The 25,437-nt window shown below is 44.3% G+C and carries 19 protein-coding genes and 2 tRNA genes; 13 read left to right on the plus strand and 8 right to left on the minus strand.

Annotated features, from left to right (window positions below; all coding sequences use genetic code 11):
- Positions 1-70: 70 nt before the first annotated feature.
- From KE626_RS09205 to KE626_RS09215, 3 genes are all read right to left on the minus strand, one after another.
- Positions 71-595 (minus strand): Ivy family c-type lysozyme inhibitor, encoded by a 525-nt coding sequence (locus KE626_RS09205; RefSeq protein ID WP_211972574.1) that lies wholly within the window; start codon positions 593-595, stop codon positions 71-73.
- Between the two features lie 142 nt (positions 596-737).
- A complete protein-coding gene (locus KE626_RS09210) occupies positions 738-1,514 on the minus strand; it encodes an enoyl-CoA hydratase-related protein (RefSeq protein ID WP_211972575.1) in 777 nt (258 codons plus the stop codon).
- Between the two features lie 8 nt (positions 1,515-1,522).
- On the minus strand, positions 1,523-2,521 hold the full coding sequence (locus KE626_RS09215; RefSeq protein ID WP_211972576.1) for a DUF3667 domain-containing protein: 999 nt from the start codon (positions 2,519-2,521) through the stop codon (positions 1,523-1,525).
- A 130-nt stretch (positions 2,522-2,651) separates the two neighbouring features.
- Between KE626_RS09215 and KE626_RS09220 the strand changes: the two genes are divergently transcribed.
- The 9 genes from KE626_RS09220 to KE626_RS09260 all read left to right on the plus strand — a co-directional run bounded on the left by KE626_RS09220 (position 2,652) and on the right by KE626_RS09260 (position 10,948).
- Positions 2,652-3,491, plus strand: coding sequence for a hypothetical protein (locus KE626_RS09220; protein WP_211972577.1), 840 nt, complete (start codon positions 2,652-2,654; stop codon positions 3,489-3,491).
- 131 nt (positions 3,492-3,622) lie between these two features.
- Positions 3,623-3,695, plus strand: a tRNA-Gly gene (locus KE626_RS09225).
- Positions 3,696-3,712: 17 nt separating this feature from the next.
- Positions 3,713-3,798: transfer RNA gene (locus KE626_RS09230), tRNA-Leu, on the plus strand.
- 260 nt (positions 3,799-4,058) lie between these two features.
- The gene (locus tag KE626_RS09235; RefSeq protein WP_211972578.1) at positions 4,059-4,823 is read left to right on the plus strand and encodes a peptidoglycan-binding domain-containing protein; all 765 of its coding nucleotides are present in this window, start codon (positions 4,059-4,061) and stop codon (positions 4,821-4,823) included.
- The gene (hxsD, locus tag KE626_RS09240; RefSeq protein ID WP_211972579.1) at positions 4,804-5,178 is read left to right on the plus strand and encodes a His-Xaa-Ser system protein HxsD; all 375 of its coding nucleotides are present in this window, start codon (positions 4,804-4,806) and stop codon (positions 5,176-5,178) included. The genes KE626_RS09235 and hxsD overlap by 20 nt, the downstream gene beginning before the upstream one ends.
- Positions 5,175-6,683 (plus strand): His-Xaa-Ser system radical SAM maturase HxsB, encoded by a 1,509-nt coding sequence (gene hxsB, locus KE626_RS09245; protein WP_211972580.1) that lies wholly within the window; start codon positions 5,175-5,177, stop codon positions 6,681-6,683. The genes hxsD and hxsB overlap by 4 nt, the downstream gene beginning before the upstream one ends.
- Entirely contained in the window at positions 6,683-7,822 is a 1,140-nt protein-coding gene (gene hxsC, locus KE626_RS09250; protein WP_211972581.1) for a His-Xaa-Ser system radical SAM maturase HxsC, read from the plus strand. Before hxsB ends, hxsC begins: the two co-directional genes overlap by 1 nt.
- Before the next feature lie 165 nt (positions 7,823-7,987).
- Positions 7,988-9,355: a Fic family protein gene (locus KE626_RS09255; protein ID WP_211972582.1), complete on the plus strand. Its 1,368-nt coding sequence runs from the start codon at positions 7,988-7,990 to the stop codon at positions 9,353-9,355.
- Positions 9,356-9,964: 609 nt separating this feature from the next.
- A complete protein-coding gene (locus KE626_RS09260) occupies positions 9,965-10,948 on the plus strand; it encodes a GlxA family transcriptional regulator (protein WP_211972583.1) in 984 nt (327 codons plus the stop codon).
- A 1-nt stretch (position 10,949) separates the two neighbouring features.
- Here the strand turns inward: KE626_RS09260 and gap are convergent, their stop codons facing one another.
- On the minus strand, positions 10,950-11,948 hold the full coding sequence (gene gap, locus KE626_RS09265) for a type I glyceraldehyde-3-phosphate dehydrogenase (protein WP_211972584.1): 999 nt from the start codon (positions 11,946-11,948) through the stop codon (positions 10,950-10,952).
- Positions 11,949-12,265: 317 nt separating this feature from the next.
- On the opposite strand from gap, the gene KE626_RS09270 reads away from it, so the two are divergent.
- The 3 genes from KE626_RS09270 to KE626_RS09280 all read left to right on the plus strand — a co-directional run bounded on the left by KE626_RS09270 (position 12,266) and on the right by KE626_RS09280 (position 14,840).
- On the plus strand, positions 12,266-12,829 hold the full coding sequence (locus KE626_RS09270; RefSeq protein WP_211972585.1) for a TetR/AcrR family transcriptional regulator: 564 nt from the start codon (positions 12,266-12,268) through the stop codon (positions 12,827-12,829).
- A 70-nt stretch (positions 12,830-12,899) separates the two neighbouring features.
- Complete coding sequence (locus tag KE626_RS09275) at positions 12,900-13,787, plus strand: alpha/beta fold hydrolase (protein WP_211972586.1); 888 nt, start codon at positions 12,900-12,902, stop codon at positions 13,785-13,787.
- Positions 13,788-13,928: 141 nt separating this feature from the next.
- Positions 13,929-14,840 (plus strand): alpha/beta fold hydrolase, encoded by a 912-nt coding sequence (locus KE626_RS09280; protein ID WP_211972587.1) that lies wholly within the window; start codon positions 13,929-13,931, stop codon positions 14,838-14,840.
- Positions 14,841-14,912: 72 nt separating this feature from the next.
- Here KE626_RS09280 and KE626_RS09285 read toward each other — a convergent pair whose 3' ends face one another.
- Positions 14,913-17,288, minus strand: a complete 2,376-nt coding sequence (locus KE626_RS09285) for an ABC transporter permease (RefSeq protein ID WP_211972588.1) — start codon at positions 17,286-17,288, stop codon at positions 14,913-14,915.
- A 488-nt stretch (positions 17,289-17,776) separates the two neighbouring features.
- Between KE626_RS09285 and KE626_RS09290 the strand changes: the two genes are divergently transcribed.
- Positions 17,777-19,879, plus strand: coding sequence for a tetratricopeptide repeat-containing sensor histidine kinase (locus KE626_RS09290; protein WP_211972589.1), 2,103 nt, complete (start codon positions 17,777-17,779; stop codon positions 19,877-19,879).
- Positions 19,880-20,022: 143 nt separating this feature from the next.
- On the opposite strand, the gene KE626_RS09295 is transcribed toward KE626_RS09290, so the two are convergent.
- The 3 genes from KE626_RS09295 to KE626_RS09305 form a co-directional block, all read right to left on the minus strand.
- Positions 20,023-23,226, minus strand: coding sequence for a TonB-dependent receptor (locus KE626_RS09295; RefSeq protein WP_211972590.1), 3,204 nt, complete (start codon positions 23,224-23,226; stop codon positions 20,023-20,025).
- A gap of 131 nt (positions 23,227-23,357) precedes the next feature.
- Complete coding sequence (locus tag KE626_RS09300; RefSeq protein ID WP_211972591.1) at positions 23,358-24,257, minus strand: helix-turn-helix domain-containing protein; 900 nt, start codon at positions 24,255-24,257, stop codon at positions 23,358-23,360.
- Positions 24,258-24,371: 114 nt separating this feature from the next.
- Positions 24,372-25,340 carry an SDR family NAD(P)-dependent oxidoreductase gene (locus KE626_RS09305; protein WP_249207368.1) on the minus strand — a complete coding sequence of 323 codons (969 nt, stop codon included), beginning with the start codon at positions 25,338-25,340 and terminating at the stop codon, positions 24,372-24,374.
- Between the last annotated feature and the right edge of the window lie 97 nt (positions 25,341-25,437).

The following is a 25,437-nucleotide window of genomic DNA, read 5'->3' on the forward strand; positions in this document are numbered from 1 at the left end:
CAAAGGAAAAAATCCTGAAAATCATCATAATCACTGTTAATCCTGGGCAAAAAAAATCCCGGGCAAAAAATCAGCGGTCAAATTTCTGCATCCACTGAAGAAACTTTTCGGGGTAGTCGGTATCTCCTTTTTCGCTGAAGAGCATGAGGCTTCGGTTTACGGTGAAGCCGATATAGATAATATCGCGGTCGAGGTCTATAGCGATAGCAGCTTCATCGTAGCCGGATTTGCCGGGTGTATATCCCTCATTAAAGAGGATTTTATTTTCTACTTCGATGGGGGGAGATACTTTTAATCTTTCGAAGAAAGTTTTCCTGGCTTTGCTTACCAGTGCTACGAAGCGGCTTTTCAATGGTTCTTTTTCAAAAAGGCCGCTTTCCACGGCATATTTGCCTTCGTAGGAGAGAAAGCTGTTCCAGGATGCTACCAGGTCAGTTTGAATAGTATCGCCGCCGGCGATCATGGTGTCGGTGGCGGGCAGGCTTGTCTGATCCGCCAGTACAACTGCCCGGACCTGCTGTGTAGGCCCATTACAGGCGATGACACAGAAAGTGAATGAAATAAACGATGCAACAGGAATCCGTCTTGCACTCATGGTTAAATTTTTTTGATAGTAACGGGGTTTACAAAACGCTGACGGGCACCACTTTCCCACAGCGATAACAATATGATTTTTCAGCCGAAGGTCAACAAGTCAGATAATAAAAAAGTTTAATGGTTTTTCAATAAAGCTTACGTTACTTTCCTTTAAATACAGGTGATCTCTTTTCCATAAAAGCCTGCATGCCTTCCTTCTGATCTTCAGATGCAAAGAGAAGATAAAAATTTTTACGTTCAAAATGTAATCCTTCTTCCAGGCTGGTATCAAATGCTTTCAGGACGGCTTCCTTGGCCATTTTAAGGGCCATGGGGCTCATTGCGGCTGTTTCCGCGGCCAGTTTAATGGCTTCTTTCAAAAAAAGGTCTACGGGCACGATACGGTTTATCAAGCCTGCCTGCAGGGCCTCCTCTGCGGTGATAAAGCGACCTGTGAGCACCATTTCCATGGCGAGAGCTTTACCTACGGCGCGTGTAAGTCGCTGGGTGCCACCGGCGCCGGGCATCACGCCCAGTTTTATTTCCGGTTGGCCGAAACGGGCTGTTTCGCTGGCAACGATCATATCACAGAGCATCATCAGTTCGCAGCCCCCGCCAAGGGCGAAGCCGCTCACCGCCGCGATAATAGGTTTCTTTGTTTTTTTGATGGCATCCCAGGTGCTGAACTGGTCGATATTATACATATCAATGGCTGTTTTATCAGCCATTTGTTTAATATCGGCGCCGGCGGCAAAGGCTTTGTCGTTACCGCTTAATACGATAACCCGCACCTGTTCATCAGCATCCAGCTGTTTCAGGGCATCTCTGAGCTCTCCCATGAGCTGCAGGTTGAGTGCATTCAGTTCTTTGGGGCGGTTTAATTGTATGTGGGCCACATATGGCGCCACCTGTTGGTGTATGATGATATATTCAGGCATATTTAAAGTTAAAGAAATATGCTAAAAATAAGCACCAGGGAGCCAAGAAACACCAATCCCGCTGCGATGGCATAGGCAACGAGCAGGAAGATCCCTTTTGCCAGCGACTTTCTGAAGCTTTGTTTATAGTTATTGCTAAGTGCCAGTACCAGGTAAATAAAGATCATCCAGTAGACGATGGACAGAAAAACATCGTTATGGAAGATCGCTTCCAGTAAAAATCCCAACAGCAGCACCATAAATGCGAAGGAATGCAGGTGGATAGCGAAGATGGCGTGATCCGCATAGAGCCATTTCTTCTTGTCATAGATCCATTTCATAAACAGGGCGAACAATGGCAGCAGTAAAAACATCAACTTAGGGAGATTGTGTTTAAACACTTCCACCAGCGCCTCCTGGTAATTGTTCCCGTATTTGTGGCGGATTTCGGCCATCCGCCGGAAAAGGAGCCTCGACGGACCGTGTAGGCGCTCACTATCCGGCAGGGCCGCCTGGGCGGAATCAAATGATTTGACAGAGGTATAACCTCCGAACTGCGAGGTGACTTTTTGTATTTTCTCCAGCTTCGAGGTGTCTTCCGCCAAAGCTTTTTTCAGGTCTTCGTTACCGGCTATTGCAGTATCTCCCCGGAAAGCAGCCTGCATTGCCTGCTCTGCTGTTACCGGCTCCTCTCCTTCCGTTTCTTCGTGGCCGGAGTGAATGGCGAAGACGCCAAAAAAGAAGACAAAGGAAACAAACACATAGAGCTTTATCGGGTTCACATAGCGTACCCTTTTTCCGGCCATATATTCGCGGGAAAGAAATCCGGGCCTGAATAACAGGTTCTTAAGGGTAACCAGGAACTGGGAGTCGTAGTGAAAGATATCCGCCACAAAATGTTTAAACAGGTGGCCAAAGGTTTCGTGTTGCACCGTATTTTCCTGGCCACAGTGGGTACAATAGCGTTCAGGTACGTCCGTACCACAGTTAAGACAGTGTTTGTCCTGGCGTAAGGGTTGCGTTTTCAAGCGATTTAGATAATTGTTGTTGCGACAAGATAAAAAGAAATCAGGGCCTTATATCATCCCCGCAAAAAATTTTAATATGATTTTTGCGTTTTACTTTTGTAACAATTAAAAATCAGCGATTTTTACGTTCATGAAAAAAACGATTCTACTGTCACTGGGTATGCTGGCATTTGCGGGCAGGGGGTTTTGTCAATACTACTTCCAGGATATTTATAATACGCAGCAAACGGTAGCCACCCTGGCGCTGTTGAAAGATAACAAGGTAAAGACCCAGATGGTGCAAACCCTGGATGCCAATATGGAAATAGACCGGGATTTCCGTTGCGAGCGGAATTTAAGTCCTACGTATCACCAGATGCGGGCGCAAACGCAGTCCAGCTCAACCGGTTATTCTGCGATGACATCGTCCTTTTCCAGCAAGGGGCAGCTGACCAAAACAGTGGACAGCTCATCCGCGAGTGTTACTATCACCTTATATCGTTACACCGGCGACGGGTTGTTGCAATATATCAGCAGTACTTCTGTAGCGCGGGAAAGCAAGATGCGTTTTGAAGAAACCAGGGCCTATGTATACGACGCGGCGGGGCATTTGCAACGGATGATACAAAAGAAAGGTAACGTGAATGACTCAGCAGTGGTTACGTTTAAAACGGATACCAGCGGGCATGTAACGGAAGAACTGGAGCAGCGGAGCGGAAAGCGCACGTTTTACAACTATGATAAAGAGGGTCATCTGACAGATGTATACCGCTATCAGCCTGCGAAAAAACGGATGCTCCCCGACTATATTTTTGAGTATAATACACAGGGAAAGCTGGTGAAGATGACTACCGTGAACGCACAAACGTCGTCGTACACTATCTGGCAATATGAATATCAGTCTAACGGGCTACCTCTAAAAGAAACCTGTTATGGCAAGGGGAAAGAGCTGATGGGTATGGTGAAATACAGTTACGATCTGAATCCGTAGTTACAGTTTAAAAAAAAAGAGATTCGTAAAATATTTTAATTCAAGGCGAGAAAAATTTTGCAACTTCGAAAAGATTGCTATCTTTGCAATCCCAACGAAAAAAAGCCGGAGGGAAAAGTTCTTAAACTAATGCGAAAGTAGCTCATTTGGTAGAGCACGACCTTGCCAAGGTCGGGGTGGCCGGTTCGAGCCCGGTCTTTCGCTCTGATTATTCCCTACAAACCCTGGTGGTGGAATTGGTAGACACGCGGGACTTAAAATCCCGTTCGCAGCAATGCGAGTGTGGGTTCAACTCCCATCTGGGGTACTTTTTAGAGCGGACGCTCTTAGAATTTTAAAAGGCATCGATGCAAATCGGTGCCTTTTTTATTTGTGTAATAAGACCCTATTGAATTTATTTCATGCAATTATTGAGTTTTTTCAATAATTGTACTGCTAAGATTATGCATCTTAAATGGAATTTATTTAACTTAGGTTTAGATCTGTACGATACCCAACTCAAAATTTAACCATACCGTTTAGTAATAACCTGTTTTACTATTATCGTCATTCCCCAAACTGTACCCAATGAGTAAAGACAAATTTGGTTTCCAAAATCTGGCTAAGAAAAGTCTTGCTGTAATAGCTGCTGCTCTCAGTGCTTTTTCACAGACTAAAGCAGAAGTTTTCGTTAATAACCTGGCCTCTGATAACGACAATAACATCAATTATGAAAACATTCATAAAAATGTTACTAAACCCAAGCTGGTTTTAAAACTAAACGTAGCAAACCCAGAAAATAGTTTTGTATTAATGCATAGTTCGCATAGTTCACATCGCTCTCATTCATCGCACAGCTCGCACAGTTCTCATTATTCCTCTTCCTATAGCTCAGGCAGTAGCTATACTCCGGCAGCAAGGTCATCTTATACACAACCGTCTCCTTCTGATAATTCCTCATCGTCAGAAAGTCCTTTAAAAACGTCTTCCATTACAAATACAGCAGGGAGAAATTCAGGTGTTAGTACTGGAAATTCATTCTATAATCGTAATACTGCCTCAAGTCCAACTTCAAATAAATTGGGCAACCTAAGTGCCATAGCCGATTCCCAACATCTAAAACTGGGAGATCGCCAACTTTCCAAGGGTTGTGAAGGGGCTGATGTAGAAATGTTGCAAAAAATCCTAATGACATTTAAGAAGGACATGTATGTTACAGGTTACTTTGGACTTCAGACAGAAATCATTATTATCAAATTTCAACAAGACAATGAACTCAGACCTAACGGAATCGTAGACAGCAAAACCCTTCATGCCTTAATAAATAAGATAAATGGAAACTCACCAAAATGACGATGTATTAAATGTGACTATTGATGCGGAGATATACCCCGAGGTTGTTTTATTGAAATGCCTTTATTGGTATACTAATAATTTCGAAGTAGAAATTGGAAAATTAAACAACCTTCAATATAAAATAACTTTAAAAGCCCTCCACCAAACTGAAACATTGGATTGGGATAATATTGTTCTCAAACTAAAGCAAGATCTCATCGACTTCAAGCTAAGGCAATTCATCACTAATGAAACCCAAACCATCAGAGAACTTATTATAGCTAAAGCTTTTGCCTATTATGACCATGAAAAAGACCCTATATCGGAAATAAGTGATCCTGTAGGTTTTAGCCCTCAATCCATAAAAGTATGATACCCACAAGTGCCATTACTAATATGCAATCCAGGAAATTCAAAGAGGTTGAGCACTATCAGTCCCCATCCCGCGACTACTTTTTACTACCGTTTAAGTTTCATCGTATTTCCGTAGAGAAAGAAGTTATTGTAAATGAAGTAGGGGACTTTCTCGTTGTACCAACAGGGACTACTACCCGGATTGTAGCAGGCGAAATCAATTCTGGCAGTGTCTCAGATCAGGAGTTATATGCTGATCTCATTGCTAACTTTTTCATATCAGAAAGCGCTCTCCCTGATCTTATTGAAGTTCTTGCGACTCGCTATCGCACCAAAAAGTCATTCCTTGATTATTTTACTTCATTGCACATTTTTGTTATGAGTTTGCGATGTGAGCATACCTGCCATTATTGCCAGGTATCAAGGGTTACGTCCGATAAAAACAAATATGATATGAGCAGGCTTCATATTGAAGCTGGAATAAGGTTGATGATGAAATCACCTAATCCTCATGTGACAATGGAATTTCAAGGAGGGGAAGCCTTATTGGCATTTGAAAATATCGTATATGCAGTCGAAAAAGCAAAAATTGAGGCGGAAAAATACGAGAAGAAAATCACTTATGTAGTGTGTACAAATCTTGCCCTCCTTACAGATGAAATGCTGCTGTATTTTCATGAGAACAAAATGCTAATATCCACGTCTCTGGATGGTCCCTCATTTATTCATAACAAGAATCGACATAAGCCTAATGCAAGTAGTCATCAACTTGCCGTTGAAGGAATCAAAAGATGTCGGGAAATATTAGGTAGCGAGCATGTTTCTGCATTGGTGACAACAACAACGCTTTCTCTGGAATACCCCGAGGAAATAGTTGATGAATATGTTGCGTTAGCGTTCAGAAACATCTTCCTCAGACCAATTAGTCCTTATGGTTTCGCTACGAGAAATAAAGACAGAAATAAATATGAAGCGGAGAAATTCCTTGAGTTCTATAAAAAAGCTCTCGGAAGAATCATTCAGTACAATATGGATGGTTATTTTATTCGGGAAGACTATGCCAGCATCATTCTAAAAAAACTGCTTACTCCATTTCCCGTAGGGTATGTTGACCTTCAATCACCAGCTGGCCTGGTCAATAACGTAATAGTTTTTAATTATGATGGCGCTGTTTACGCTTCCGACGAAGCCAGAATGCTCGCAGAAATGAACGATTTCACATTCAAACTGGGAACACTTGGAGAAAATACCTACGAAGAGATATTTTATGGCAACAAAGTTGCGGCCCTTAGTGAAGTAATGACTAATGAATCTCTTCCGGGTTGTTCTGAATGTGCCTTCCAGGCTTATTGTGGTGTCGATCCGGTATTTAATCACGCAACTCAAGGTGATTTGATTGGTCACAGACCAACAAGTTCTTTTTGCCAAAGAAATATGGAAATAATCAGATACCTGATTGCACTCATGGATAAAGACAAAAAGATAGAAAAAATATTCCGAAGCTGGATAACAGGGAAAAGCTAATGTTACTGAAAACCAAAGGTACTCCATCAGGGGTAGACGCCCCAGTTATAGGCAGGGTTACTTTCAACCCCGAGAATGACGCTGAAATTTTGATTATAACCGACAATATTTCCGGACATATTGGGCGTTTCAAAGCAGTTCTTTCGACCGATGCCCAGCTATTTCAACTTGACAAACCAAGTGTACATTCAATTACCGCAATTGATCACTTATCAGAAGGAGATATTGTCGTTGTGAATACAGATGGGGTGATCAATACTTTGTATAGAATAAACTCGTATCATAATTTCCTACTATTTACCGAACGATGCAACAGCAATTGCCTGATGTGTTCTCAACCACCAAAAAACAGAGATGATACAGATTATTTATACAACATTCATTCGCAAACTATACCGCTAATACCTAAAGACTGCTTCGAACTTGGAATCACCGGTGGTGAGCCGACCCTTCTGGGAGAACGTTTTTTTAAATTATTAGAACAAATTCAAACACATCTACCAGACACAGAAATACACTGTTTAACGAATGGCCGGTCATTTGCCTGGCCAACATTTTCCCAAAAATTGAGCATGATGTCATTCTCCCGGCTCATGTTGGGCATTCCTCTATATTCTGATTACTATGCGCAACATGACTACATTGTTCAAGCTAAGGGGGCTTTCAATCAAACTATCCAGGGCATATACAACCTGGCCAAACATAATATCCGACTCGAGATAAGAATAGTCCTTCACAAGCAAACAATTCCACGCCTCGTGAAACTTTCCAAGTTTATCTATAAGAACCTACCCTTTGTTGAACATGTAGCATTTATGGGGCTAGAATACCAAGGTTATACACCTCATAATATAGAAAAACTATGGATAGATCCTAATGATTACGGAAATGAACTTGTAGAGGCGATAACGTATTTATCTGATTTTGGTATAAATACGTCTCTTTACAATGCCCAACTTTGTACCACACCTGAAAAAATATGGCAATTCACTAGAAAATCGATTTCCGACTGGAAAAATATATTCCACGAAGAATGTGATAAATGTTTAATAAAACAAGCATGTGGCGGATTCTTTGCATCAAGCACCTTCAAGCGTAGCGCCGCAATAAAAGCCTTTACAACTGATTGCATAAAATAGATATTTTCTCAACCTTGTTAGTGACAAATTATTACGCTCGTCCAGAACGTTAAACAGACACCGGTTCATAATTTACGACAAAAAAAATGTCGCAAAACCTTTTTTACGACAAAAAATTGTCACGAAACGATTTTTTGCGACATTTTTTGTCGTAAATTAGAAAAAATGTCAGAAAACATCATGATTTCAGAAAAGGCGGCCCTTTTAAAAGCAATTAAAGAATTTCCAAGTGGAGCTTCTTTAGATGAGATTATTTCTGCAAGTGGCCTGAAATTAGGTCGTCGTACATTTCAACGTAGATTAGAAGATTTGCAAAAGTCCGGTGAAATAATAACATCCGGTGCTACTCGCAGCCTGCGCTACCATGTTGCCCATCAAAATTTCGAAGCAAACCACCCCCAATCCACTGCTATTACTCTGTCGGAAGCAGCCCAGGAGTTACTTACAATCGTCCAAAGCCCAATACAACTACGCCGGCCAGTAGGCTATAACCGCAATTTCCTGGAAAATTACCGGCCTAATGTTAGTAATTATTTATCTCCAACAGAATTGCAAAACCTGGCAGCATTAGGTAACACGGCCAGATTAAATGAACCCGCCGGCACATACGCAAAAGAAATTCTTAACAGGTTATTAATAGACTTATCCTGGAACTCCAGCCGCCTGGAAGGCAATACCTATTCTCTTCTGGACACCGAGCGACTGATTTCATCCGGGCAAGTTGCAGACAATAAGTCTGCAAAGGAAGCGCAGATGATCCTGAACCACAAGGATGCCATTGAATTCATTGTACAGCTGGCAGACGAAATCGGATTTAACAGGTATACTTTACTAAACCTTCATTCGCTTTTGTCAAACAACCTCCTCCCCAACGCTGCTGCGTCAGGCAGGTTAAGACATATTCCCGTGGGTATCCAAAATAGTGTTTATACCCCACTGGCTGTCCCTCAGCTCATCGAAGAAATGTTTGACCTGATGTTGGATAAGGCATCTCAAATTGAGAATCCTTTCGAACAGGCATTTTTCATCATGGTGCATCTGCCTTATTTGCAGCCTTTTGATGATGTGAATAAAAGAGTGTCCAGATTGGCCTCGAATATATCTTTGAATAAACATAATCTGGCTCCTTTGTCTTTCATTGATGTGCCAAACGAACTATACACAAAAGGGCTGATTGGAGTTTATGAGCTAAATAACATTGAATTACTGAAAGACGTATTCCTTTGGGCTTATGAACGCTCGGCAGCACAATACTCTGTACTTAGGCAATCCCTTGGTGACCCCGATCCATTCCGACTTAAATACCGCGAACAAATCCGATCTATCATCAGGAGAATAATATCTGAAGCTCTGCCAAGGTTTAAAGTAATGCCTTATTTACAAGATCAGGCGAAAGAACTACCCGAGTCTGATAGAAACAGATTAATCGAAGTAGTTGAAACAGAATTACTATCGTTACATGAAGGGAATTTTGCCAGGTACATGGTTCGCCCCTCCGAGTTTAAGAGATGGCAGGAAGAATGGAAACGTTAAATACCCGGCACTATAACATCCTTTATTTGTGACAATATGGGATCTCTGGCTCTTTCAAACGAAATTGTCTGGCCGCGGTTTATCCACCATTGCATTATCAGTTAGCGTCTTGTTTTCTTCTTTCGGCTCAGAGCTCTTGCAGCTGATAAAAATAAGTATCAGGAAAGTCATTACCATTTTTATCATAAAAGGATTTTGATAAGTTACCTAATTATAGATATTTGGATCTAGATCTTAAAAAAACTTCGGTTCCCGATAGTACGAAGGCTTTATTCATGGGGCTAATATATGACCGGAAATCGTAGCTTCATTACGGGAAGCCGTACAATGCATCGCATTACAATCCTAAATCTTTGCTCTGATATCTTGTGATCTTTCGAATCCCGATTTCAGAACTTCCTAATTAGTTTTACAATTATTCTCTCGATATGACCATAATTGGTAGTGACATTTTTTCACACAAGCATGGTAGCATGGTAGAATAAGGAGCAGCCTTTTGCCATTAAAAACTCATATTTACTCCAGTCAAAAGATTCATTCCCATAGTAGCTGGTCCATTAGTCCAAATAAAATGTCCTATTTTTACACAAACACACATTATCCGCCAATATGGATAAAACAAGGCATATCGTTATACTCGTACCACCGCAAACCTCCTTGTTAGATGTAGCGGGGCCGTTGGAAGTTTTTTCCAAAACCTCCGACTATATGACAAGACACAGAAAGGCAAAAGATAAATACTATACCACACACCTGGTATCTATGGACGATACCATGGCTGTTCCTACTTCTTCCGGTATGCCTGTTATCTGCGAAGGAGGCATTCCGGGGATCCGCTACCCGATAGATACCGTCATCATTGCCGGCAGGGGAGAATACAGGAAGGGAGCACCGGTCCATATATTGAAATGGATACAAAAGATCAATAAAAGCAAATCAACACCCCGTATCGCTTCCATTTGCGCAGGCGCTTTTATCCTGGCGGAAACCGGCCTGCTGGATGGTTGCCGTGCCACCACGCACTGGCAGCTGCACGATAAACTGGCCGAAAAATTCCCGGCAATCAAAGTGGAGAAAGACCCCATCTATATCAAACAGGGGAATATTTATACCTCTGCCGGAATATCTACCGGCATTGATCTTACACTGGCGCTTGTTGAAGAAGACCTGGGAAGAGATGTGGCCATTGATGTATCCAGGATCCTGGTATTGTACCTGAAACGGCCCGGAAACCAGTCGCAGTTCAGCAATATCCTTATGACACAAAAAACGGACTACAGGCCGGTAAAGGACAGTCTGCAGTGGATCCAGGAGCACCTGGATAAAGACCTCTCCGTTGAACGGCTGGCAGCCAGGGCGTCTATGAGCGCCCGTAATTTTTCCCGGGTGTTTTACAGGGAAGCGGGGGTAACGCCCGCCAAGTTCGTTGAAAAAGCAAGGGTGGAAGCTGCCCGCCGCCGCCTGGAAGAAACCCGTTTGAGTCTCGATGAAATTGCATCAGAATGCGGAACCGGCGATGCTAATGGTTTAAGGCGGCTTTTTATTCGCCACCTTAATACCACTCCGGCTGCTTACCGGAAAAGCTTTGCCTGATCTATATATTGCCGAAAAGGATCAATAGCCTTGTTAACTGGGAAACGAATGACATTTCATTATCGTACCAGGAAACCGTCTTCAGCAGCTGTTTATCCCCCATCCCGGTGATCCTGGTTTGAGTGGCGTCGAACAGGGAGCCATAACTCATTCCGACGATATCCTGCGAAACGATGGGGTCGTCGTTATAACCGTATGACTCGTTGGCTGCGGCTTTCATTACTTCGTTTACTTCCTTCTCAGTGGTCGTTTTATTCAACAAGGTATATAGTTCCACCACTGATCCTGAATGTACAGGAACCCGCTGGGAAGCGCCATCCAGTTTCCCGTTCAGCTCCGGGATTACCAGCCCTATGGCTTTGGCCGCACCTGTGGTGTAAGGAATAATACTGTCGGCTGCTGCTCTCGATTTACGGAAACCGTTTTTAGGATCAGGGGTGTCCATCAGCGGCTGCGAATTAGTATAGGCGTGAATGGTATTCATCTGGCCGGTAATAATACCGAACCGCTCATGCAGTACCTGGGCCATAGGCGCCAGGCAGTTGGTAGTGCATGATGCTGCGCTGATCAACACATCTTCCTTATTCAGCAGCTGGTGGTTAACATTAAATACTATCGTTTTCACATCCTTATCTGAAGGTGCAGATATGATCACTTTTTTGGCGCCTGCTTTTAAATGCAATGCTGCCTTGTCTTTCGATTCAAAGATCCCCGTACATTCCAGTACCACATCTATATCCAGCTCTTTCCAGGGCAGGTTTTCAGGATTTCTCTCTGCATATACCGCTACTTCCTTACCATCTACCACCAGCGATTTCTCCGTGCTGCGCACCGTGTTGGGAAATACGCCATGTATGGAATCATATTTCAGTAAATATGCGAGCATTTCAGGGGTGCTCAGATCATTCAATGCGACAATTTCCACCTCATTATTACCAAACAGCTTCCTGAATGTCATTCTGCCGATTCTTCCGAATCCGTTTATTGCAACTTTTATCATACTATCTGATTTTAGTCTGTATGACAAAGGTACTTTTTGTCCATCTTGTCTTAAATGACAAATTTCATTCAATTTAGGACAACCGGTAAAAATCAGACATCTGGATAAGCCGGCTTCTTTCTTCAAATCCCTATAGCGCCTTAACGGTAACGTGCAGTTCCGAATAATCTTCTCTCAAAGCGATTTAAAAGTACCCGGCAAAGCGCGCGCTGAGAACATACCTTTCCCTCCGCAATAATGTGATAAAATTCATACCTCCCGCAAAAAATATTTTACCGAACGTTTGGTAATATAAAACTTTCGCCTACCTTTGTTCCATGAGACCGCAAAAAATAGACGACACCCGGCTGATTGAAGGATTAATGTCGGTATTGCAATCCAAAGGCTTTGAAGGCGCCAGCCTCAACGATCTGGCCAAGGCGACCGGTTTGCAGAAAGCAAGTCTTTACCACCGGTTCCCGGGCGGGAAGAATGAGATCGCCATCATGGTACTGGGGTTCGTAAATACATGGATAAAGGATCATATTTACCAGGTGCTGACAGAAACCGGCGTGGCGCCCATTATTAAACTGCAACGGGCTATACAACATATCCGGCAATTGTACCAGAACGGGGAAAAAAGCTGCATCCTTAATGCCCTTTCCCTCGACTCTGGCCTGGTAGTATTAGGCAATGAAATCAGCAAAGCCATGCAATTGTGGATCGACGCGTTTACCGCGCTTGGCGTGGAACAGGGTTTCACCCTGGCACAGGCCAGGACCAAGGCCAAACAGTCACTTATCCAGGTACAGGGAAGCCTTGTGCTATCCAAAGGCTTAGGCGATCCCGGCTATTTTCATAAAGCACTTGGCGATGTAAAATCGCTTTTTGTGAACGGATAAAAATTTTTTCATCGTAATTTTACCGAACGTTCGGTAACAAATAAATCAATCACTGTTAAATATCATTAAAATGAGTATTGTAAAACACCACACCGTATCCATAAATGGAATCGACATCTTCTACAGAGAAGCAGGTCAGAAAGGAAAACCAGCCCTGGTATTATTGCATGGCTATCCCAGCTCCTCACATATGTACCGCAACCTGATGCAACAGCTGGCAGGTGACTATTACCTGATCGCTCCGGATTACCCGGGCTTCGGCAGAAGCGGTCAGCCCCACATGGCCGACTTCAATTATACCTTTGATAGTTTCGCCAGCATTGTACAAGGACTGTTGGATCACCTGGGCCTGGATCAGTATAGCCTTTACCTGATGGACTATGGCGCGCCTGTAGGATTCCGCATAGCCACCGCCCATCCGGAAAAGATCACATCACTGATTGTTCAGAATGGCTGCGCGTACGATGAAGGACTGGAACAATTCTGGGATCCCATTAAAGCATACTGGACAAACCGGAACAACAAAGTAGCAGAACGCACCCTGGAAGGGTTTCACAGCCTGGAAGGCCTCCAATGGCAATACACGCACGGTGTAGCTGACAGCAGTTTGATCAGTCCGGACAACTGGGAAAATGACCTGCGCCACCTGCAACGCCCGGGCAACGACAGGATACAGCTGCAACTGTTCTACGATTACCAGCATAATGTGAGCCTATACCCCTTATGGCAGGAATACTTCCGCACGCATAACCCCGAAATGCTGATCGTATACGGAAAGAACGACTATATTTTCCCGGTAGCCGGCGCCGAAGCATATAAAAAAGATGTGAAGCACCTGGAATACCACTTATACGATACCGGCCATTTTGCACTGGAAACGCATGGAGAAGAAATTGCCACCACCATCAAAACATTTCTCAGCAAAAAAAACACAGGCAAACCACTGGTTACTGCCTGACAACACAACGCTCCGGGAACGCGCTTCACTACGGCTCCCGGAGCGTTCAATACTATTTCTTTCTAAAAAATACCGTTACGCTAAAATCATCTCCTTATGAAGCATTATCTTCATTCCCAAATCTTTTTAATCTGTTTACTGATGATCAACACTTTAACCAGCACGGCAAATGCGCAGCAACATTCAACCCCCGTTTATCACAAAACCATAAAAATTGATGGTATTACGATCTTTTACCGCGAGGCGGGCGACAGCACCAAACCTACGCTCCTCTTATTACATGGATTCCCCTCCTCTTCGCACAACTTCAGAACACTCATTCCCTTGCTGAAAGATGATTTCCATATATTGGCCCCGGATTACCCCGGCTTCGGATTTAGCGACATGCCACAGATGTCTGATTTCGATTACACCTTTGACAACTATTCCCGCTACATCGAAAAATTTCTTTCCTTGAAAGGTGTTGAGAAATGCAGCATGTATTTGTTCGACTACGGCGCACCCGTGGGTATGAGGATCATCCAGCGTAATCCCGGCATCCTGGAACACCTGGTGGTGCAGAACGGAAATATTTATGCAGAAGGCCTGAGTGATATACTGAAAGGGTACCGGAAAAATATCGACGAAAACACAGCGGCATCCCGCGCCCTCGTCTACAAAGCATTTGAGCTGGAATATACCATGTTTGAATACCTCCATGGCGTAAGTGATCCCTCCAAAGTAGCCCCCGAAAGTTACCAGCTGGATCAGTTGCTGATGGACAGACCTGGTAATAAAGAGATACAATACCAGCTAAAATATGATTATCGTTTTAATATAGCAGAATATCCCCGGTGGCAAGAAACCCTTCGTACACTTGCACCCCAAACACTGGTTGTATGGGGAGAAAATGACCCTGTATTCCTGAAGCCCGGCGCCCTCGCTTTTAAGAAAGATATTCCTTCGACTGAAATACATTTCTATCCAACAGGACACTTTGCGTTGGAAGAATATGGAGTGGAGATAGCAGAAAGAATCAAGGTTTTCCTAAAACGGGCCTATGCAAACAAATAACATTATAACAAAAAGGCATCGATTTTATATCGATGCCTTTTTGTTATAATGATTTATCGGCTGCAGTATTTACTACTCTGCCCTCAAACTCTTCACGGGATTGGCTAATGCGGCCTTTATCGACTGATAACTTACCGTCAGCAATGCGATCATCACCGATAAACAACCAGCCAAGGCAAACACCCACCATTGAATATGAACCCGGTATGCATACTTCTCTAACCAGGTATGCATGCCCCACCAGGCCAGGGGCGCCGCTATTAAAAAAGAAATGAGTACCAGTTTCACAAAGTCTTTCGAAAGCAGCGCAGTAATACTTGTTACAGACGCTCCCATTATTTTCCGAACCCCGATTTCTTTAATCCTGTTTTCTGCCATATAGGTAGCCAGACCAAATAAACCAAGACAGGAAATAAAGATGGTAAGCCCTGCAAATAAACCGGCGAGCGTACCCTGGTGTCTTTCATCATCAAACTTCCTGGCGTATTCTTCATCAACAAATTTGGCTTCAAAAGGATAATCAGGATTGTACTTTTTGAAAACTGCGGCCACTTTATCCAGGTTTTTTGCGGTAGCAATATGGCCGTTAAGCTTTATCTGCATCACTTCGAAAGTCATAAAGCTGCTTTTTGCACCACATATTAATATAGGTCTTGTAGGCTCATAAGGACTGGTAAGAATAAAATCCTTAATAACCCCTACAATATGCCAGTTAATGCCAAGATCACTTACTACTTTACCGATCGGGTCTTTGAACTTCATTACTTTTAATGCTGATTCATTGATGATCAGTCCTGTTGAATCGGTTGGAAATTGTTTCAAATCAAAATCACGACCCTGTGTAAATTGCAAACCTGCGGTGGCTCCCAACCCTTCGTCAGCTAAATACCGGTCGAAAGTTGTTTTATCATTCGGGTCTTTACCTTCCCAGTCCTGCCCCCATCCATTACTCCATCTATCCGTAAGCGGAGAATTTGTTTTAGTAATGGATTTTGCCATACCTGTACTCAGCAACTCATTTTTTATCAGCGCATAATTCTTAGCGATATCACCTGTCATAAAGTGATAAACGAGGTTATCTTTGTTGTACCCCGCCTCCCGGTTACGGGCATAATCGATCTGCTGTTTTACTATGATGGTACAGATAATAAGAATGGTGGCGAATGTGAACTGCAATATCACTAATACTTTCCTGGGTGTTACCAGGGCATTGGCTTTCTTAAAGGTGCCTTTTAATACTTTCACCGGCTGGAACGAGGAAAGAAAGAACGCAGGATAACTGCCTGCCAGCAGGCCTGTAAAAAGAATAAATCCTATAAATACCATCCATGTATAACTGTTACCCACATCGATAAACAGTTTCTTTTCGGTGAGCTGGTTATAGGCGGGTAAACTTACCTGCACAATAACTATCGCCACCACTCCTGCCAGGGATGCGAGAAAAATGGATTCCCCGATAAACTGCCTGATCAGCGAACTTTTCTGTGCACCCACCACTTTTCTTATCCCCACTTCTTTTGCGCGCTTTTCGCTTCTTGCGGTACTCAGGTTCATAAAATTGATACAGGCAATCAGCAATATAAACACGGCGATAATGCTAAATAATTTTACAAAGGTACTGCGACCTCCATTGTCTTCCTCTCCTGCAGTAAAGCTGGAATACAGCCGCCACCGGTCAAGCGGGTAAATAAACAGCTCCCATTTCATCGTTTTTGCTTCCCCATTGTACTGTTGTTTTAAGTTCTTTATCTTAGCCGCTACGGCAGCGTAGCTTACATTCGGTTTCAGCATTACATAAGTAGGGGTGCTGTTATCGCTCCAGCCAAAATCGGCGCCATCCCGGTATTTTAAATAGGACCATGGCAGCAGGTAATCAAATTGAAACCTTGAATTGTCCGGCACATCCTTCACTACACCAGTTACCGTAAAATTATCTTTATTCTCAAGTTTTACTATTTTCCCGATGGCGTCTTCATTACCGAATAAAATTTTTGCGGTTTTTTCTGTCAGCACGATGGCGTGCACATCATTCAGCGCTGTGACCGGATCTCCTTTCACCATCGGGAAGCTGAACATCTGCAAAAAACCGGTATCCACCAGGTTCCCTGATTTCACTATTTTTTTATCACCCACCGATAAAAGCAAGTTATTCGACACTACTCTTACTGCGCGCTCCACTTCAGGCAGATCTTTTTCCATTGCGCGCGCCAGTAATGCGGACACTGAATTCCAGCAGGATATCTCTCCCTGAATGGATACCCGATTCCACGTTTCGTAGATCCTTTCTTTATTCGCATGAAATTTATCGTAACTCATTTCATGTTGTATCCACAACAAAATAAGTATAGCGGCAGCCATACCAATGGCTAGTCCTGTAATATTGATGGCGGAAAAACCTTTATTGCGTAAGAGGTTCCGATAGGCAACTTTGAAGAAATTCCTGATCATAATATCGATAATTCGTTGAGATATAGCAAACAAGATTTGCGGGAACCAGGCGCGAAGACAATGCCGGATAATTATTTAGTTGATTTACAGTAACATATATTTAAACAGCATATGGGTTTGTTCATTATCGGGACAAACGATGTCCGCTTTTGAACACAGGTATGTCTCCTGAAATAGCTATACAGGTTAAATAATAAATCCTGAAAAAGTTATACAAATTAACATTTTTTGATTTTGAGATCTGTCCTGTTGCTTTAAAAATGAATATTTTTTTTCCTGCCCGATTTTAACGATATTCATCACACAAGGGTAGGAATACTACCCGGTTTGTTACACGGATATAATAAATCATTGTCTGTTTATCAATTTAGCAGTACTGCGCTGGCAGCGAGAGACTTTATCTTAATCAGGCTTTTTTTAACAGGGACCGGTGAAAATAATCAACAGGGAATGTATCCTGCCAAAGCGGCGCCTATTCAACCGGATATATGAATAATGACCTAGAGAGCACGCCATGTCTTGCGAGACGTAGATGGTTTACCTCCGTCTTTTTAGCCTGGATATTAGGCTGGATGCTATTTTCATCCTGTTCGGAGCCTCCGGTTGCAAAGCCCGATCATCCGGGATACTTTAACCCGGTTTTCCAGAAGGCGGAAAACTTCCAGCCGGGAGAATTAACATTGGCCCTCCGGTACCTGGATTCGGTGTATGCAGGATTTAAAGATCCCGGTCCTATGGACCTTGCCCGGAAATACGGTTTCAAGATGAATTACTACTGGATAACCGAATCCAATGCAAGATTATCCAGGTTGTATGCCGACAGTATCCTGTTTGTATTAAAGGGATTAACGGATAATCCCGAATATGGGAAAGAATATGGCAAAACATTGTTACAGATAGGCGACTTTCTCCGGGATCGCGGGAACTACAGCGATGCGTTTACCTATTATTATGAGGGACATATCTTTATTCAGAAATCAGGTGATACCTGTTCTTATAATGAATACAGCCAGAAAATAGCCATCGTTCTCTATAAACAAGAAAAATACCAGGAAGCTATTCCTTATTTGCAGGCCACCTTCATTGCCCTTAACAGTTGCGCCCCTAATGATTTTTACCGCTTCCGGTTGCAACAGGCCGACCTGGATAATATCGGCCTATGTTATGCCCGCTTCAATAAACCTGATAGCGCACTCTTTTATTACGACAGCGCCCTGCAATACATAAAACTGAATAATGCAGCCTTCCAGGATCAAAAAAATCAACAGGAATTTATTGAAGAGGCTAAAGCCGTCATATACGGGAACAAGGGCAGTGTACTGGAAAAACAGGGCAACACTTCCGAAGCCGAAAAACTCTACCGGGAAAGTGTCCGGATAAATATGATCACCGGTCGTGAAATCAAGGATGCCCAATTAACCATGGCAAAGCTGGTGGAACTCTATCTTAGTCAGCAAAAATTTCCGGATGCCAGGAACTGGCAGCAAACACTCCGCCATTCCCTGGACTCGTTTCCCTCCTCCGATTCCGAATTGCTTTGGTTAAAGCTCCAATCAAAATATTTTGCAACCACGGGTGAACCCGGGCAGGCCTTTACTACGCTTAACCGTTACCTGCGGTTAAAAGATTCGCTGGCTGCCATCAACAATCCACTGAATTTTATCAACCTGCAAAAAGAGTTTGACCACCTGACACGGGAATATGAGCTGAGCCTCCTGAAAAAGAAATCGGAAATAAAAACCATTTACCTGAAAGTATCGGTGTTGCTTTTATTTATGGCCATCGTCATTGCTTTCCTCGTGTGGCAAACCTGGAAGAGATCCGGGAAACACCTGGAAGCCATGCAACGGTTAAATGAACAAATGGTAATCCAGCACCAGCAGATGAAAGCGAGTTTAGAGGCGCTGGAACAAAGCCAGCTCGATAACTCCAGGATGATGAAAATTATTGCGCATGACCTTCGTAACCCGGTAGGCGCTATGATGGGTCTCGCAGAAATACTGCCCTATGGACAAAAAAACATCTCCGACGAAACACAGGAAGCACTTTCAATGATGAAAGAATCCGGTGAGCGGGCATTGTCGCTTATCAGTGAACTGCTGCATATGAATGTTACCACTGAAATGCAGCAGGAAGAAGTACAGCTGGATGTAGTGCTGGAGTATTGCGTAAACCTGTTGCAACCCAAGGCCAGAGAAAAGGGACAGGAAATCCGGCTGCAAACCATCCCTGTAAAGCTCCAGGCCAACAGGGAAAAAATATGGAGGGTTTTTAGTAACCTTATTACCAATGCTATCAAATTCAGCAGAACAAAATCAGTGATTGAAGTAAGTATGCAACAGGAAAACCAGGATGTGATTACGGTTTCGGTGAAAGACGAAGGCATCGGGATACCGGAAGATATAAAGTTGAAGCTATTTAATCTCGCAGCTGACACCAGGAGAAAAGGCACTATCGGGGAAGAGTCATTCGGGCTGGGGCTGGCCATATCCAAGCAGATTGTAACCGCTCACAAAGGAAGGATATGGTTTGAAAGTGAAGTGGGAAAAGGTTCTGTATTCTATGTGGAGCTAAAAAACGAAGCTGAATAACCAGGCGGCCGGTAATGATGGCTTCCCCGGCATTGATTTCCAGGCATCACCAGGTGCGCTTGCTACCTGCTTTTTAAAATAACTCATCAAAAAAGCCCGCAGGTATTGATTCCTGCGGGCTTTTTTATACGATCATGGTATCATTAAAAAATAAATCTCAGTCCCAGTTGCGTTTGCCAGCGGCTTAACAAATCCGGGCTGGCGATAAACGTTTCTTTCAGGGAAGGATCAAACTGGTAGGTAGGAACGCCGTTGGTTACTCCCTTTACAGAAATGGGCTGGAAATACCCGGAATTGCTGGCATACTTCCGTACTCCCCATTTGCTGCTGATCAGGTTACCAAGGTTAACTACATCCAGGCTGATCTGGACTGTGCGGATTTTTTCCCCGCTCTTAAAATAAAAATCCTGTAATACGCGCATATCCACCTGGCTGAACCAGGGGCTTACGCCGGCATATTTTTCTGTATACATGCCTCTGCGGCTTCTCAGGTAATGGTCCTGTTCAATGAATGCTTTATAGGCTGCCTTTTGGGCGGCGGCATCCTGTACCACACCATTTACATCGGTAAGCGGTGCAAACTGCATTTTATCGATCTCGCTGTTTTTGGGTACATAGAGCAGGTCGTTACTGCCGGTGCCATCGTTGTTAATATCTCCTCCATATATATAAGCGAAGCGGTTACCGCTGCTCCAGTTACCAAACAGGGAAACGGTAGTTCCATATTTACCTTTTCCGTAGCTGAACTTCTTGCTGGCGGCCACTACAAAGCGGTGGGTATTTCCGTAAAGGGAGGGCGTATTCCTCGCTTCGTTGGCGTTGTTGAGAATAGGATTGCGGTCAAACGCGTCACCGCTGATTTCTGCTGAAATAGAGCTGGCATCGCGCGATACCAGGTAGTTATAGGCGCCGTATAAAAACAGGTTATTGGAAAAAGTTTTCTGCACAGTGAAGCTGGTGTTAAACTGGTCACCTGTTTTTGTATTGGTAAAAACATAGGCGTTGACGGTACCTTTGTCGGCATCTTTATAAACGCTCCGGGTATCCCCGATACCGCTGTTAAGCGACCCGGTGGGCGTGCCCAGCTTATAGTTCCTTACCATCATAGCATTCACATCTTTTGAATAGGCTACGTCCACGCTGAAAATAGTTCCCAGCCCGGCCCTGATATCGGCGCCGATATTGGTACGCCAGATCTGCGGCCATTTAAAATCGCGGTCGGTGGCGCAATAAAAGCCAGATGTGGGATTGCCGATCTGGTTACCGATCCATACAAATGGGAAACGACCGGTAAAGAGACCGGAACCACCTCTCAGTTGTAAGCTTTTGTCGGACTTGACATCCCAGTTAAAGCCAATCCTCGGGGAAAGCAATGGTTTGGACGAAGGCAGCCGGGTATTATCCAGCTGTTTTCCCTGCCCGTTTTTAACCGGCTCCCCGTGTTCGTCGAAGAGCGTCAGATCGTCGTTGTTAGGGATGGTAGGAGACGTTCTTTTGCCATCGGGCGACTGAAAGGAGGAATTCATATAAAGCGGAATATCCATCCTGAGTCCGAAAGTTACCCGTAAATTATCGGTGGCTTTCCATTCATCCTGCAGGTAGGTGGATACCTGTGCCACGGTGATATAATACCAGTTCCATTTGTTGGCAGCTCCTGCAGCCCTTGCTCCTGTTACATCCACATCTAGCGGGTAGGCCCCGAAAACATATTTACCACTCACCGGCACGCTGTCTTTGAAAACCTGGATATCTGCATCACTGAATAAGGTGGCGCCATAGCCCGTGAGATTAAACGAGTTACCGAACTTGAAAGACTCATAAGATCCTCCTACGGTAATAGTATGTTTTGGAAGAATGATGTTGAAATTATCTGTTACCTGGAACGCGTCCTGGTTCAGCCGGTTGTTGATGGAAAATGGTTCATGTCCTGCTACGATGTACATGGTGCCGTACTTGGTGATATTCAGTACAGGAAAGGGTTCCGAGAAAGGAGTCCTTTTATCTTTGAAAGTGGTGTATACCGCTCTCAGTTTATTGGCGTAGTGGTTGCCGAAGCTGGACTTCAGCTCCGCGCCGAAAGACTGCAGCTTATTTTCGATCTCATAACCTGAGTTCCTGAACTGCAAGGTTTGGTAATCGGGACCACGATCACGTATAGCATTGGGATGAGCAGGTTTTTCTTTAGTAGCCTGTAAACCATTGTAGGTAAACGACAGGCTATGATTTTCATTGATTACCCAGTCCAGTTTTGCCAGCCACTTATAATTTTTCTGTTTGAGATTAAAACCTTGCCAGGGACCGGTTTCATAACCGAATTTGCTGCGCAGGATATCGCTTACTGCCGTGAGGTCTGATTCCAGTACGCGGGAAGTATTATTGTTGCTGCCGTTGCTGGCAGTGCGGGCAACATAACTGCTGGCCGCATCTTCCCTTTGCTCCGTTTCAAAATTGGCGAAATAGAACAGTTTATTTTTGACGATAGCGCCGCCTACCGCAAAACCTGCCTGGAGTTGTGTGAGGTCGGGCACAACAATTTTGTTGCCATCCACCTTTTTGCCCGTCATACCCTGGTTACGATAAAAACCGTAAACGGTACCGCCAAAAGTATTGGTACCTGATTTAGTCACCGTATTAACACCTGCACCGGTAAACCCTGCCTGGGTAACATCATAGGGCGCCAGGTTCACCTGTATCTGGTCGATGGCATCCAGGGAGATGGGCTGAGCGCCTGTTTGTCCGCCGGGTGTAGGCGCATCCAGACCAAACGGGTTATTGAATACGGCGCCATCGAGCGAATAGTTGTTATACTGCCCATTACGCCCTGCGAACGATGTTCCGTTGATGGTGGACGATGCCGAAGGAGTTAACCTCGTAAAATCGTCTGCAGAACGGGAAATGGTCGGTAATTGCCGCAGCTGGCGGGAGCTGATATTAGACGAAGCTCCTGTGCGCTGGTTATCGAAAATTTTCGAGCGACCGGTAACCGTGATCCCCGACAGGTTGCCTGTGCTGACTTCCAACCGCAGGTCCATGGCGGTGTTCTGTCCCAGTTCGAGGAAAATGTTTTCCTCCGATTTATCTGAATAACCCACAAAAGATGCCACCACTTTGTAAGGACCCCCAACTCTAAGATTGGGTACCTGGAAAGAGCCGTTATTTTGTGTGATGATAAATTTGTTGATGCCCGCCTCCCGAAATTCGATTTTTACGGTGGCGCCGGCGAGTGGTTTGCCATCCCTGCTTCTGACGGTACCACTCAGTGTAGCTGTGGTAACCTGTGCATGGGTTAATATGCTGGCGAACAGGCATAATAGGGTAAGGCATCCGGTAAGAACAGGATTTCTCATAGCAGCAGTTGATTTTGGTTGATGATGAATATATCAATTTTTTATCACCCTTTATCAACAAATTTTGCACAAGACTGCTTTGCGATTTGCCGGAATGCCTGTGGAATGGACACAACGGCGCTGCAGCATTCCTAACGATTATTCCTTTCCCGGAAATGCCCTGGCGTTTCCCCCGTCATTTTCCGGAAGAAAATATTAAAATTAGCCGCGTGTCCAAAACCAATACAGTAGCCGATTTCCGCGGCATTCCAATTGGTATGCAGGAGCAGCGACTGTGCTTCTTTAGCCAGGTGTTCAGCAATCAATGTGGTGGTGGTTTTACCGGTAATGGTTTTCACCGATTTGTTCAGATAGTTCACATGTACCGAAAGCTGCGCGGCAAAGGCAGCCGCGGATCTGATCCTGATCCGGTCATGTACTGCCGTGATGGGAAACTGCCGTGCAAGCAATTCCAGGAACAGTTCCGTGACCCTGTCGGCCGAGGTAGTACGGACATAGGTATTTTCCGGGGGCACAAGTTTGAGTGCTTCATGCATCAGCAATACCACATAATTTGTCAACACATCCTGTTTGTATTTGTAATCACCTTCCGCCTCCTTCATCATCATCTCAAAAATACCAGTCATTCTTTCAGTGGCTGCTTTACCTGGAAATAACACGTGATCACCCTGTACTTTAAAAAGTGAAGATGCTGCGGGACTTTCCTGTTTCAACCGGTGGCTCACAAATTGTTCGGTAAACAAACAAAAGTAGCCGGTTTGTTTTTCAGAAATGCGTTGCCAGGCATAAGGGATCATAGGATTACTGAAAACAATGGCGGTATTGTTGACCGGAATGGTCCGGTCGGCATAGGTGAGTATGGATTCCCCCTCCAGCAGCAGTGAAATTTTGTAGTAGTCGCGGCGCTCAAACGGAGATCTGTTGCTGAGCGACGATACATCTTGCATCCGGTAAATATAGAAACTGTCAAAGGCGTCGTATGCTTTGCCCCGTCTCCTGAAAAAACCGCTGATGCTTTCATGGGATTTCATCTCCCTAAGTTATAAGATTTAGCCGATAAATTTGATCAGGGGATCGCCTTCGGCGATTGTCTTTACCAGGATTAAACTGATTTAATGATTTACAGGATTTTTTCTACGATTATATCATGGATAGCTGACGTGGGTGACGGTTTCACTAAACTGCCATAAAGCGGTAGCTATGTCCGGATCAATTGCATACGAACGAACGCCATAACCGGCCATAGCATTGTCGGGAACAATTCCGGCGATATTATTATCCTCACAATAAACGCCTCCCATATCGTTAAGCTGATGGCTGAGCGCGCACCACGTTGCGGTGGCGGCGCCCTGTTGCAGGGTTTTAAAGCCATCGTTTTGCCGGCCGGGCTGCTGTTGTACCCGCTGCACCCAGGTCTGCAATTCCCTGGTGGTCATATAACGGGTTATCTCTGTTCGTATGGCGCCGGGGTGTACTGCAAATGCCCGTACACCATGCTCCTGCCCCAACCGGTCCAGTTCTACTGCAAAAAGCGAGTTGGCGGTTTTTGATTGTCCATAGGCTTTCATCGTATCAAACGGATGCTTTTCAAAGTTGGGATCATCCAGGCGAACACCCATATAACGGTGACCAATAGACGACAATGCTACCACCCTTGCTCCGCCGGCATTTTTGAGCGCGGGCCATAACCGGCCGGTGAGCTGAAAATGCCCCAGGTGATTTACGCCCAATTGAAGTTCGTATCCCCGTTTGTCTTTCAGCAACCGGGGCGGACGCCACAGTCCTGCGTTGTTAAAAAGTAAATGCAAACTATGGTGTTCCGCCAGGAAGCCCGCCGCAAAAGCATCTACAGCGGCCGGATCGGCCAGGTCAAGCGGCATAAAGGACACATTTTTAAGCCCCGTAAGCCGGTTTTCCGCCTTGTCCATATCCCTGGCCCCTACGATCACCTGTGCGCCGATACCGGCCAGTGTTTTAACGATCTCATAACCGATACCGGAATTGCCACCGGTCACTATTGCCACTTTTCCCGTCAGGTCGCAGTCAGCAGCTATTTCCGCTGCGGTGCTGGTTGCATTAAACCAGGAATGAATGGGCGCCTGTACTGTTTTCATATGAATGATGTTCATTAACAGCACAAAATTATCACGTTGTTTTTTTGAAAAGTTATGCGAATCAAACTAATGTTTATGCAGAAGAAATGCTGTATAA

Origin of the sequence: Chitinophaga hostae, assembly GCF_018224885.1 — a bacterium.
Taxonomy (GTDB): Bacteria; Bacteroidota; Bacteroidia; order Chitinophagales; family Chitinophagaceae; genus Chitinophaga; species Chitinophaga hostae.

Coding starts and splice junctions, on each gene's coding strand:
- KE626_RS09205 (WP_211972574.1), bottom strand. CDS start 595: ATGAGTGCAAGACGGATTCCTGTTGCATCGTTTATTTCATTCACTTTC.
- KE626_RS09210 (WP_211972575.1), bottom strand. CDS start 1,514: ATGCCTGAATATATCATCATACACCAACAGGTGGCGCCATATGTGGCC.
- KE626_RS09220 (WP_211972577.1), top strand. CDS start 2,652: ATGAAAAAAACGATTCTACTGTCACTGGGTATGCTGGCATTTGCGGGC.
- KE626_RS09235 (WP_211972578.1), top strand. CDS start 4,059: ATGAGTAAAGACAAATTTGGTTTCCAAAATCTGGCTAAGAAAAGTCTT.
- hxsD (WP_211972579.1), top strand. CDS start 4,804: ATGGAAACTCACCAAAATGACGATGTATTAAATGTGACTATTGATGCG.
- hxsB (WP_211972580.1), top strand. CDS start 5,175: ATGATACCCACAAGTGCCATTACTAATATGCAATCCAGGAAATTCAAA.
- hxsC (WP_211972581.1), top strand. CDS start 6,683: ATGTTACTGAAAACCAAAGGTACTCCATCAGGGGTAGACGCCCCAGTT.
- KE626_RS09255 (WP_211972582.1), top strand. CDS start 7,988: ATGTCAGAAAACATCATGATTTCAGAAAAGGCGGCCCTTTTAAAAGCA.
- KE626_RS09260 (WP_211972583.1), top strand. CDS start 9,965: ATGGATAAAACAAGGCATATCGTTATACTCGTACCACCGCAAACCTCC.
- gap (WP_211972584.1), bottom strand. CDS start 11,948: ATGATAAAAGTTGCAATAAACGGATTCGGAAGAATCGGCAGAATGACA.
- KE626_RS09270 (WP_211972585.1), top strand. CDS start 12,266: ATGAGACCGCAAAAAATAGACGACACCCGGCTGATTGAAGGATTAATG.
- KE626_RS09275 (WP_211972586.1), top strand. CDS start 12,900: ATGAGTATTGTAAAACACCACACCGTATCCATAAATGGAATCGACATC.
- KE626_RS09280 (WP_211972587.1), top strand. CDS start 13,929: ATGATCAACACTTTAACCAGCACGGCAAATGCGCAGCAACATTCAACC.
- KE626_RS09285 (WP_211972588.1), bottom strand. CDS start 17,288: ATGATCAGGAATTTCTTCAAAGTTGCCTATCGGAACCTCTTACGCAAT.
- KE626_RS09290 (WP_211972589.1), top strand. CDS start 17,777: ATGAATAATGACCTAGAGAGCACGCCATGTCTTGCGAGACGTAGATGG.
- KE626_RS09295 (WP_211972590.1), bottom strand. CDS start 23,226: ATGAGAAATCCTGTTCTTACCGGATGCCTTACCCTATTATGCCTGTTC.
- KE626_RS09300 (WP_211972591.1), bottom strand. CDS start 24,257: ATGAAATCCCATGAAAGCATCAGCGGTTTTTTCAGGAGACGGGGCAAA.
- KE626_RS09305 (WP_249207368.1), bottom strand. CDS start 25,340: ATGAAAACAGTACAGGCGCCCATTCATTCCTGGTTTAATGCAACCAGC.